12 protein-coding genes are annotated in these 11,663 nt (G+C 35.7%); all 12 read left to right on the forward strand.

The window, feature by feature from the left end; all coding sequences use genetic code 11:
* Positions 1-119: 119 nt before the first annotated feature.
* Positions 120-797: an inositol monophosphatase family protein gene (locus tag LB888_RS09760; protein WP_318752793.1), complete on the forward strand. Its 678-nt coding sequence runs from the start codon at positions 120-122 to the stop codon at positions 795-797.
* Entirely contained in the window at positions 784-2,616 is a 1,833-nt protein-coding gene (typA, locus tag LB888_RS09765; RefSeq protein ID WP_318752794.1) for a translational GTPase TypA, read from the forward strand. The genes LB888_RS09760 and typA overlap by 14 nt, the downstream gene beginning before the upstream one ends.
* 435 nt (positions 2,617-3,051) lie before the next feature.
* Positions 3,052-3,282 carry a DUF1146 family protein gene (locus LB888_RS09770; protein WP_078756019.1) on the forward strand — a complete coding sequence of 77 codons (231 nt, stop codon included), beginning with the start codon at positions 3,052-3,054 and terminating at the stop codon, positions 3,280-3,282.
* 62 nt (positions 3,283-3,344) lie between these two features.
* Positions 3,345-4,646: a UDP-N-acetylglucosamine 1-carboxyvinyltransferase gene (murA, locus tag LB888_RS09775; protein WP_311920840.1), complete on the forward strand. Its 1,302-nt coding sequence runs from the start codon at positions 3,345-3,347 to the stop codon at positions 4,644-4,646.
* 22 nt (positions 4,647-4,668) lie between these two features.
* Positions 4,669-5,733, forward strand: coding sequence for a rod shape-determining protein (locus tag LB888_RS09780; RefSeq protein WP_318752795.1), 1,065 nt, complete (start codon positions 4,669-4,671; stop codon positions 5,731-5,733).
* A gap of 16 nt (positions 5,734-5,749) precedes the next feature.
* A complete protein-coding gene (locus tag LB888_RS09785) occupies positions 5,750-5,947 on the forward strand; it encodes a DNA-directed RNA polymerase subunit beta (protein ID WP_078756016.1) in 198 nt (65 codons plus the stop codon).
* A 79-nt stretch (positions 5,948-6,026) separates the two neighbouring features.
* Positions 6,027-6,404, forward strand: a complete 378-nt coding sequence (locus tag LB888_RS09790; RefSeq protein WP_318752796.1) for a hypothetical protein — start codon at positions 6,027-6,029, stop codon at positions 6,402-6,404.
* 221 nt (positions 6,405-6,625) lie between these two features.
* Positions 6,626-7,057, forward strand: a complete 432-nt coding sequence (gene mraZ, locus LB888_RS09795) for a division/cell wall cluster transcriptional repressor MraZ (protein ID WP_276649308.1) — start codon at positions 6,626-6,628, stop codon at positions 7,055-7,057.
* A gap of 11 nt (positions 7,058-7,068) precedes the next feature.
* Positions 7,069-8,019, forward strand: a complete 951-nt coding sequence (gene rsmH, locus LB888_RS09800) for a 16S rRNA (cytosine(1402)-N(4))-methyltransferase RsmH (RefSeq protein WP_318753977.1) — start codon at positions 7,069-7,071, stop codon at positions 8,017-8,019.
* Between the two features lie 47 nt (positions 8,020-8,066).
* On the forward strand, positions 8,067-8,438 hold the full coding sequence (locus LB888_RS09805; protein WP_318752797.1) for a hypothetical protein: 372 nt from the start codon (positions 8,067-8,069) through the stop codon (positions 8,436-8,438).
* A gap of 2 nt (positions 8,439-8,440) precedes the next feature.
* On the forward strand, positions 8,441-10,144 hold the full coding sequence (locus tag LB888_RS09810) for a penicillin-binding protein 2 (RefSeq protein ID WP_318752798.1): 1,704 nt from the start codon (positions 8,441-8,443) through the stop codon (positions 10,142-10,144).
* 16 nt (positions 10,145-10,160) lie between these two features.
* A complete protein-coding gene (locus LB888_RS09815; protein WP_318752799.1) occupies positions 10,161-11,651 on the forward strand; it encodes a UDP-N-acetylmuramoyl-L-alanyl-D-glutamate--2,6-diaminopimelate ligase in 1,491 nt (496 codons plus the stop codon).
* Positions 11,652-11,663 lie beyond the last annotated feature (12 nt).

The following is an 11,663-nucleotide window of genomic DNA, read 5'->3' on the forward strand; positions in this document are numbered from 1 at the left end:
TACCAATTACATCATCATATTTTAGTTTGGATGGAAGAAGCGGCAGAAGCTTTGAGAGAATCTCATAGTAGAAAATTACAAGTCGATGAAAAAAGGATGCCAGTGACTTAGTTACTGAAATGGATAAAGCAACCGAAAAATTCTTTACTGAAAAAATTCGTCAGTTTTATCCAGAACACCGCATTATTGGCGAAGAAGGAATCAGTGGTCCGGTAAATGATACCAATGGGATGATTTGGGTTATTGATCCGATTGATGGTACTTTAAACTTTGTGAAACAAAAAAATAATTTTGGTATTATGATTGGTTTATTTAATAATGGTAAGCCAGTAGCGGGCTATATTTATGATGTGATGCAACATGATTTATATTATGGTATCGTTGGTGAAGGGATGTATCTAAATAACAAACCATTGAAGCCATTACCGGTAGGTCCATTAAACGATAGTCTCATTATGGGAAATGTCGGGATGTTTAGTCGCAATCAAAATAATTGTCAAAGTTTATTAGCAACGGTATTAGGAGCCAGAGCACATGGTTCTGCAGCGTTAGAGGTGATTCAAGTTTTAAGAGGTGAAGCCTCACTTTACTTATCTTTTGGCTTACATCCTTGGGATTTTGCTGCAGGATATGCGATTTGTGAAGCGGGTGGCATTATTTGTACCCAAGCAGATGGCTCACCATTATCTATTTTAGAAAAATCACCGGTCCTCTTTGCACATCCAAGTGTCTATAAAGAAGCAGTCAAAATTTTAAACAATCCAACAGAAATAGGGGAAATTAATGAATACGCGTAATGATATAAGAAATATTGCAATAATTGCTCACGTTGACCACGGTAAAACGACTTTGGTTGACCAATTACTAAAAAACTCAGATACTCTTGACGCTCGTTTACAATTAGAAGAACGTGCAATGGACTCGGGAGATATCGAAAAAGAACGTGGCATAACCATCTTAGCTAAAAATACAGCTGTTAACTATAAAGGTACTCGTATTAATATTTTAGACACACCTGGGCACGCCGATTTTGGTGGTGAAGTAGAGCGTATTCTAAAAATGGTTGATGGAGTAGTATTAGTTGTTGATGCTTATGAAGGCACCATGCCACAAACACGTTTTGTATTGAAAAAAGCGTTAGAAGTTGGGTTAACGCCAGTAGTGGTTGTTAATAAAATTGATAAACCATCAGCAAGACCGGCAGAAGTGGTCGATGAAGTGTTAGAATTATTTATTGAACTCGGTGCGGATGATGACCAATTAGAATTCCCAGTAGTTTATGCTTCAGCTATTAACGGTACTTCTTCTACCTCTGATCAACTAGAAGACCAACAACCATCAATGGATGCTATTTTTGATGCTGTTATCGAACATGTACCAGCACCCGTTGATAATAGTGATGAGCCTTTACAATTTCAAGTTTCCTTATTAGATTATAATGCCTTTGTAGGTCGTATTGGGATTGGGCGTGTTTTCCGCGGTAAGATTAAAGTTGGGGATAATGTCGCTTTAATGAAAGCAGATGGCACTAAGAAAAATTTCCGAGTTACCAAGATTTTAGGTTTCTTTGGTTTAGAACGTGTGGAAATTAATGAAGCCAAAGCCGGAGATTTAATTGCACTTTCTGGTATGGAAGATATTTTCGTTGGTGAAACAGTTGCTGACGCACAAAAGCCTGAAGCTCTACCATTGTTACATATCGATGAACCGACACTAGAAATGACGTTCTTAACTAATAATTCACCATTTGCTGGACGTGAAGGTAAATATGTAACAGCGCGTAATTTACAAGATCGTTTAATGCAAGAATTACATACAGACGTTTCATTAAAAGTAGAACCAACTGATTCACCAGATGCATTTAGAGTGATGGGACGTGGTGAGTTACATTTATCCATCTTAATTGAAACAATGCGTCGTCAGGGATATGAGTTCCAAGTTTCAAGACCAAAAGTTATTTTACGTGAAATTGACGGTAAAATGTGTGAGCCTTTTGAGCGCGTACAAATTGATACACCTGAAGAATATATGGGTTCGATTATCGAAGCATTAGGTTCTCGTAAAGCTGAAATGGCCGATATGATTCATACAGGTAATGGGCAAGTACGTTTAGTGTTCTTAGTACCAGCACGTGGCTTAATTGGCTTTTCTACAGAGTTCATGTCTATTACGCGTGGTTACGGCATTATTAACCATACTTTCGATGATTATTTACCAGTAATTGAAGGTAGTATTGGTCGTCGTCGTAATGGTACTTTGGTTTCGATTGAAAATGGTACAGCAACGACTTATAGTATTATGGCTTTAGAAGATCGCGGTACGATTTTCGTAGAACCTGGTACGGAAGTTTATGGCGGTATGATAGTGGGGGAACATAATCGTGAAAATGACTTAACAGTCAATATTACTCGCGCGAAAAACTTAACTAACGTTCGTTCTGCTACTAAAGATCAAACAGCAGTCATCAAACGTCCACGAATCTTGACTTTAGAAGAATCCATTCAATTTATGGATGATGATGAATATTGTGAAGTAACCCCACAAAGTATTCGTCTAAGAAAACAAATTTTAGATAAATCTTTACGTGAGAAAGCCAATAAAAAAGAAAGTAAATAGTTTTTTTAAGACAAATAAAGGTTATCATAACTGGTGTCCCGAGGGATACCAGTTTTTTGGTTCTTTATTAATATGTGCGAGCTATGAAAGATTAACCATTCATCCTATAATGCAGAAACAAAATTTTTGCCAATGACTTTTTTCGTTATTGGAAGTAGGTTGAATGTTAGCAAATGAAAGCTGATTCTATTTGCTGTCTATCAAAAAGTATAGAGAGACTGGATAGAGTAAGCGAAAATTAGCTGTTATTTTCTTAGTCACTCCCATTTATTAATGTCAAAAAGCTTATTCTCGCGCTTTTATTGCAAATCAAACAAGGAGATTGACTAATTTACAATAAGATTACTTTTAAAAATTTTGATTACAAAATAACTTTTGGGTGTATTTAAATTTATTTTATGCTATGATAGAAAAGAAACGAGGGGTGAGAATAAAATGACAACAGCTAATGGTATGGCAGTACTGCTTGTAAGATTTTTATTCGTCATGATGTCTTATATGATTTTAGAAAAAATCGATTGGCGTAAATTATTTTCCAAAAGAAATTATGTTTATGCTCAGTATGTTTGTGTTTTAGCAAGCATCGCACTGGGACATCTTACTGGCTCGTTTGTTATTACGATCATGGAATTATTGCGTAGTATTTTATACAGCATATTCCTATAATTAAATCGACTTATCGTTCGCTCCAAAACGATAAGGTAAAACAAAAGGGGAATAAATTGAATATGGAAGAAATTTTAGTACAAGGCGGTAATCGCTTAGAGGGATCTGTTAAGGTTGAAGGAGCGAAAAATGCCGTATTACCCATTTTAGCTGCTTCTATTTTGGTTGAAGAGGGTAAGACATACTTGTCAAATGTTCCAGTTCTATCAGATGTCTATACAATTAATGAATTATTGAACAATATTAATGTAAAAAATAAATTTGATACAGAGAACAATACAATGGTTTTAGATGCAACAGGTGATATCCTAACAACGGCTGACTATGATTTTGTTAGTAAAATGCGCGCTTCTATTGTTGTAATGGGACCATTATTAGCACGATTTGGTCATGCTCGTGTTGCAATGCCAGGTGGTTGTGCAATTGGGTCAAGACCGATTGATTTACATTTAAAAGGATTTGAAGCTTTAGGCGCGAAGATTACGCGTGCTGCCGGATATGTTGAAGCAACAGCTGATAAATTAGTTGGAGCGCGTATATATTTAGATTTTCCAAGTGTCGGAGCTACTGAAAACATTATGATGGCAGCTGTTTATGCCGAAGGGACTACTATCATTGAAAACGTGGCCCGTGAACCAGAGATTGTTGATTTAGCGAATTTTTTAAATAAAATGGGTGCCCACGTCGTCGGAGCTGGTACAGAGACAATTCGTATTGAAGGTGTGCAAACATTACATGGAACAGAACATTCCGTGGTACCAGATCGAATTGAAGCGGGAACCTTTATGGTAGCGGCAGCTGTTACGAAAGGTGATGTCTATATTGAAGGAGCAATCGCTGAGCACAATCGTCCACTAATTAGTAAATTAAGAGAAATGGGCGTTGTTATTGAAGACTATCAAGACGGTATTCGTGTTCAAGGTCCTGAGAAATTAAAACCAGTTGATGTAAAAACTTTACCACACCCTGGTTTTCCAACAGATATGCAAGCTCAAATGACTATCGCACAATTATTAGCAGAAGGTAGTTCAGTTTTAACTGAAACAGTATTTGAGAATCGTTTTATGCATTTTGAAGAATTACGTCGTATGGGTGCAGAATTTAAAGTTGATCGACAAACCGTTGCAATGTACGGACCATCTGAATTAACAGGGGCTAGCGTTAAAGCGACTGATTTGCGAGCAGCTGCCGCTTTAATTATTGCAGGTTTAACCGCAAAAGGATTAACCCGTGTTTCCGAATTACAATATTTAGATCGTGGATATTATAAATTCCATGAAAAACTAATTGCTTTAGGGGCGAATATAGAACGTGTTGACATTCATTCATTGAATCAAACCAATACGAAGCCTGTAACTGTCTAAGAAGGCAAAATGAGGTGAACATATGAGCAGAGATATAGGAATTGATTTCGGTACTGCAAATGTGTTAATTCATTTTAAAGGGCGCGGAATTGTGGTCAATGAACCTTCAGTAGTGGCGGTGGACAGCCGGTCACATGAAATTATTGAGGTTGGTAAACGTGCCTATGAAATGATAGGGCGAACGCCAGAATCAATTGAAATCATACATCCTTTAAAAGGTGGTGTGATTGCTGATTTTGATTTAGCTGAAGCAATGTTAGTTTTATTTTTAGAAAAAATTCATGCACGACGCTGGTTTTCTAAACCCAATGTGTTAATCTGTTGCCCTTCTAATATAAGTGAAATTGAACAATTGTCACTAGTTGAAGCAACAGAAAGAGCAATTGGTGGTCGAATTTTTATTGAGGAAGAATCGAAAATTGCTGCTGTCGGAGCAGGGATTGATTTAACGGATGCTTCTGCTAACATGATTATGGATATCGGTGGCGGGACCACAGACATCGCAGTGATTTCATCAGGGGAAATTGTTAATAGTGAATCCTTAAAGGTCGCAGGGGATGATTTTGATTTAGCAATCGTTCAATATTTTAAAGAGCATCATAATTTATTAATTGGTGAACGCTCCGCTGAAGAAGTAAAAAAAATGTTGGCGAGTGCTTTACCTGTTGAAGAAGGGGAATTAGCAACATATGATTTAAAAGGTCGCGATTTAGTATCGGGATTACCACGATCATTAAATGTCACTTCTAATCATATTTACGAAGCAATCCGGCCACAATTACAAATAATCGCACGTACAGCAAGACGTATTTTGGAAGACACCGAACCGGAAATGGTAGCTGATATCATTGAAAAAGGGATTATTTTAACCGGTGGTGGCGCGATGATTTATCATTTGGATACATATTTAACCGAGGAGTTAGGGGTTAGCGCTTTAAGAGCAGAACAACCAATGAGTTGTGTTGCGATTGGCACTGGCCTCATGTTAGAATTAATCTTAAGTGGAAAATTAGAACGAAAAAATGTTTCCGAAAAACACAAACTAAAACGTTGGTTCTTACGACTTAAGAGACGATTAATTGGATAATAAAAGGATGGTTCTTATGAGCGAAACCTATCTTACAGAATCGATGCTCATTAAAGCATTGAAATTAATATTAAAAACAATACTTTACCTATTATTACTTATTTTGTTTGTAGTGATTGGGTTGTTTGTTGGTTATTGTCTTATAGGTGATGGTAATTATTGGGAAGTATTAAATCGTGATACTTGGCAACATATTATTAATTTTGTAAAATAGCACTGAACAATTATTTTGACACGGAGGTTTGGCAAAAAAATGATGACTTTGCCTTGCCTCTTTTTTAGAAGGTGATAGAATGTACCCATTTTCATTAAGTGAACTAATGATTTATATTACGCCTATTTTAATGGTTTATTTAATACAAAAGTATTTCAAAGAGTATCTGAAAATTTTTAAAGAGTGGCCATTGACGATGGCTATCATTTTAATACCATTATGGGTAACCTCCATTTATTTATTAGGGTGGCTAATTTTTGATTATAATTTAGTGCCGTTTATTTTATTTTTTTCATGTTTTATTTTAGTTTTGCAATTATATGATTATGTGCGTCGCATCGATCACTTTACCTTTAAAAATTATTATTTAATGGCAAGTAAATTATTATTTCAACATTTATCGGCTTTTTTTCTTGGCTTAGTGATTTTAAGATTTTTTACTTATTTTGTGGGATAATCTCCCACCTTTTTTTATTTATAGACGTTTCATGGGGGATTCTACCACTATTATGGGAAAATCCCCCACTTTTTTATTTGAATGTAAACCTTATTATATCAACGTTTAGCGACTTTTTTTATAAAAGTCGTATTTTTTTTGATAATTTTTAGGAAAAAGTGGTACGTTGTGGGGAATTGTGGTAAACTATAATCAAAGCATTAGAAAGTAGGTGAAGGGTCGTGCTTATTGGTGAATATCAACATAATATTGACACAAAAGGGCGACTCATTATGCCTGCTAAATTCAGACCAGATTTGGGTGAGCGTTTTATTATCACTCGTGGAATGGATGGATGCTTATTTGGATTTCCGATGTCAAGTTGGGAAACCATCCATGAAAAATTAAAGAATTTACCTTTGTCAAAAAAAGATGCACGTACTTTTACGCGCTTATTCTATTCAGCTGCCACTGAAGTAGAGTTTGACCGTCAAGGACGTGTTAATTTACCAAAAAAATTAATAGAGTTCGCAAAAATCGATAAGGAATGCCGTGTGGTCGGCGTGTCAGACCGTATCGAGATTTGGAGCAGTGAACAATGGAATAATTTTTCTGAAATGAATGATGATGAATTTGAAAATATTGCAGAAGATTTGTTTGATTTTGGATTTTAATTAGGAGTGAGATTATGTCATTTGAGCACTATACAGTGTTATTAAAAGAGACAATTGATGGTCTAAATATTAAACCAAATGGCATTTATGTTGACTGTACATTAGGTGGGGCTGGACATGCTAAATATATCCTATCCCAATTAAATGATGATGGAAGACTTTATGCCTTTGACCAGGATATGGTGGCGATTGAGAATGCGAAAAAAGAATTAGCAGACGAAGTCGAAAAGGGTAAAGTAATCTTTATTCATAATAATTTTAGAAATATAACCGAAGCCTTAACGACTTATGGTGTAAATGAAGTCGACGGCGTTTACTATGATTTAGGAGTTTCCTCCCCACAATTAGATGTTGCACAAAGAGGATTTAGTTATCATCAAGAAGCACGTTTAGATATGAGAATGAATCAAGAGGCAGCATTGACTGCTTACGAAGTAGTCAATCAGTGGTCATTTGAAGAATTAATGAAAATAATTTTTCGTTATGGAGAGGAAAAATTTGCTAAACGTATTGCACGTAATATTGAAAAAGAACGTTCAATTGCACCTATTGAGACGACGACGCAATTAGCAGCAATTGTCAAAACTTCAATTCCAGCTGCAACGAGAAGAACAGGGGGCCATCCTGCTAAAAGGACTTTCCAAGCAATCCGTATTGCAGTAAATGATGAATTAGGAGCCTTAGAAGATTCAATGCAACAAGCGGTTAAATTATTAAAAGTAGGTGGACGTATTAGCGCCATTACTTTCCATTCTTTAGAAGATCGATTTGTAAAACAATTTTTTAAAGAATTAAGTACCGCACCTGAAATACCACATAATTTACCAGTGTTGCCCACAATATCTAGTGCTGATTATGCGTTAGTTAATCGTAAACCTATTGTCGCAAGTGAGGAAGAACTATCTGAAAACAATCGTTCTCGTAGTGCTAAGTTAAGAATAATTGAAAGAATAAAACAATAAGAGAAAAAATATCAAACTAATATTTGATATTTCATGAGGTGATAAAAATGGCGGATGTAATAAGCAAAACAACTGAATATCCAACAATGAATAATCAAACTTATTCTCAACCATTTGACGCATCGAATAGTAAAACAGGAACATCTGTATTTATCTTTACACGTATCCATGCCTTGGTTTTAATGGGAGTCATGTTAGTTTGCACCGTGTTAATCGCATTTAATTTAATAATGCAACAAAAGACAGCTGAAGCTGAAATTGCAGTAAGAAACTATGAATCAGAGATTTCAACCCTTCAGACACATACAGACACTATTTACACTAAAATTAGTGACCAATATAATTACGAAATAATAAAAGAAGCAGCTAAAGAAGGAAATTTAAACATTGATTCATCGAGAGTGAGGTCAGTTGAGTAATAATGAAAAGTAGTAAGCTAAACATATTTATTTTGGCTATGACGGCTGTAGTAATGTGTGTGTTATTTATTACTAGAATTGTGCAATTAACTGTTCTAAAATCAGTAAATGGCGTCGATTTAGTTAGTTACACTGAAATAGCCAATGAAAGAAGTAGTATTACACAAGCAAGAAGAGGGACGATTTTTGATTCTAAAGATCAACCGATTGCCATGGATACTACTTCTTATTCTTTATTTGCAATTTTAAGAAATGCAGATGAGGAAGTAATTGTTAAAGATTATGATTTAACCGCCAAAGTACTATCTGAGAATATTGCTTTAACCCGAGATCAAGTTTTAACTTTATTGCGTAATCCGGATGCTAATCAAATTGAATTTGGTGAAGCCGGTCGTAATTTATCAAAAGAAGTAAAAGAGAAAATTGAAGAAGCCAACTTACCGGGTGTCTATTTTGCCAGTGAAACAACGCGTCAGTACATTAATGACTTTTTTGCTTCCCATTTAATAGGATATGCGAAGCCCTTACTGGCTGGAGAAAATGATGATTATGAAGACGCTGAAATATTAAAAGGACAGTTAGGGATTGAATTAAGTTACGATGAACAGTTAAGTGGTGCGAAAGACTACCGAGAACAATGGGAAGCAGCGAATAACCTTAATTATTTATCTGGTGATGATCTTTACTTAACGCTCGATAGTCGCTTACAAAATCAACTAGAGGATTTATTAAATACCGCTATTACTACTTACCAACCAAAAGAGATGGGAGCTTACCTAGTAGAAGTTAAAACTGGTAAATTAATTGCAGCGGCTCAACGTCCTTCTTTTAATTTAAATACCCGTGAGGGCATCGATAAAGAATGGCGTAATTTTTTAACAGAAGATGCTTATGAACCGGGATCAACAATCAAAATATTAACGATGAGTGTCGCTTATGACCATAACCTATATCAGCCAGATGAAAAGTATCATTCGGGAACAATTGAAATATTTGATACTAAAATTAATGATCATAATTTATATGGATGGGGAGATATTACCTTTGAAGAAGGTTTAGCCCGTTCAAGTAATACGGCGATGGTCACTTTAATTGAACGTCTTGGTGAAGAAAATTGGATTGACGAACTTGCCAAGTTTGGATTTGGAAAATCAACTAATTCAGGATTAATCAATGAAATTGACGGTACCTTTAGTTTTGATAATCCTGTATCGCGTTATATGTCAAGTTTTGGCCAAGCATTTTCGACAACACCGATTCAATTGCTTCAAGCTTTTACCTCTGTTGCAAATCATGGTACAATGGTTAAGGTTCAATACATCGAAGGTATTGGTGAAAAAAATAATCAGTATAAAGTGCAAGAATTAGGACAACCAATTTCAAAAGAAGCTGCTGATCATGTCTTAGGCTTAATGGTCGATACCGTTGAAAAAGATTATGGGACGGCAAAGCCATTCAAGAGTGACATCGTTAAAGTAGCGGCTAAAACAGGGACGGCTGAAATTGCCAATGAAGATGGTACCGGTTATTTAACTGGGCCGAATGATTATACCGACTCGGTAGTGGCTTTTTTTCCGGCTGATGACCCGAAATATATGATGTATCTTTATATGAAACAACCGACGGATAAGAAAGGCTTAATTGGTTCACAGATTTTAGCCCAAACATTCCATCCGTTTATTGAATCGATTTATATTAATCAGTAAAGAAAGAAGGAAATACATGAAAGCGACAGATTTAATCGAAGTCCTTCGATTAAAAGCTATTTATGGACAACCATTAGCAAATAAAGAGATTAGTTTATTAGTGAATGATACACGCAAAATTATCCCAAACAGTTGTTATATTGCGATACGAGGTGAACATTTTGATGGGCATCAAGCTATCGAACAAGCTGTTGAAGCGGGTGCCAATGTTGTAGTGGTAGAAGAATACCGTGAAGCATGGCAAAATTTAAATGCAACGATTATATTAGTAGATTCAACTTTTCGTGCACAAGCAATCTTAGCTAATCAATTTTATCACCGTCCATCCGAAAAATTAGCTATAACTGCTATTACGGGTACGAATGGCAAAACAACCACGAGTTCAATGATTAGTGATTGGTTAACGAGATTAGGACATAAAACAGGATTGTTAGGAACTTTGCACTATAAGGTCAACGAAAATTATTATCCTGCAGTCAACACTACTCCAAATGCCTTAGAATTACAGCGTTTATTTAATGAAATGGTAGTAGAAGGATGTCAAGATGCAATTATTGAGGCGTCATCACATGCTTTGCAATTAGGTCGATTATGGTATACTGAAGTCGACTGTGCGATTTTCACTAATTTAACACGCGAACATTTAGATTTTCATCATACGATGGAGCATTATGCTTATGCTAAAAGTTTATTATTCGCTCAATTAGGTCAAAAATTTGCTAATGGACGACCAAAACTAGCGATTGTTAATTTAGATGATGAATACAGTCAGCTGATGGCTCAAGCTACAGCTGCCGAAGTAGCCACTTATAGTATTGGTAACGCGGATGCCACAGTTTATGCTACAGATATTGAAGTAGTAGATAACCAAACTGAGTTTAAGCTCTGGGTTAATCAACGTTCTCATCAAGTTTCTTTAAAAATGCTAGGTGACTATAATGTTGCAAATTATATGGCAGCCTTTTTATGTTTGAAATATTATTATGGCTATTCTACCGAAGAAATTATTCGAGTAAGCGTTGAGTTTGAAGGTGTGAGTGGTCGCATGCAATTAGTAGATGAAGGACAACCCTATAAAGTAGTAGTGGATTTTGCCCATACACCAGATGCTATCGAAAATGTTTTAAAAGAATTAGCAGCTAAAAAGCAAGGAAGATTAATTACTTTAATTGGACATAGTGGAGGTAATCGAGATAGTGGAGCTCGTCCTGAAATAGGGGATATTGTCTTTAAATATTCAGATTATATCGTTTTTACAGCCGATAATCCACGCCACGAGCCGGTTCAAAAAATTTGTCAGGAAATAATTGGTCAGCATAATGAAGTAGACTATACAATTATTGAAAAAAGAGAAGAAGCGATAGCCTTCGCATTGAATCATGCAAATGAACATGATACGGTTGTCTTTACAGGTAAAGGTGGCGAATTATATCAAGTCATTGGGGATGATTATGTCCCATATAATGAAGTTGAGGTAATTAAAGCTACTTTAAGAAAAAATAAATAGGACATTAGGTGA

Origin of the sequence: Globicatella sp. PHS-GS-PNBC-21-1553, assembly GCF_033564055.1 — a bacterium.
Classification (GTDB): Bacteria; Bacillota; Bacilli; order Lactobacillales; family Aerococcaceae; genus Globicatella; species Globicatella sulfidifaciens.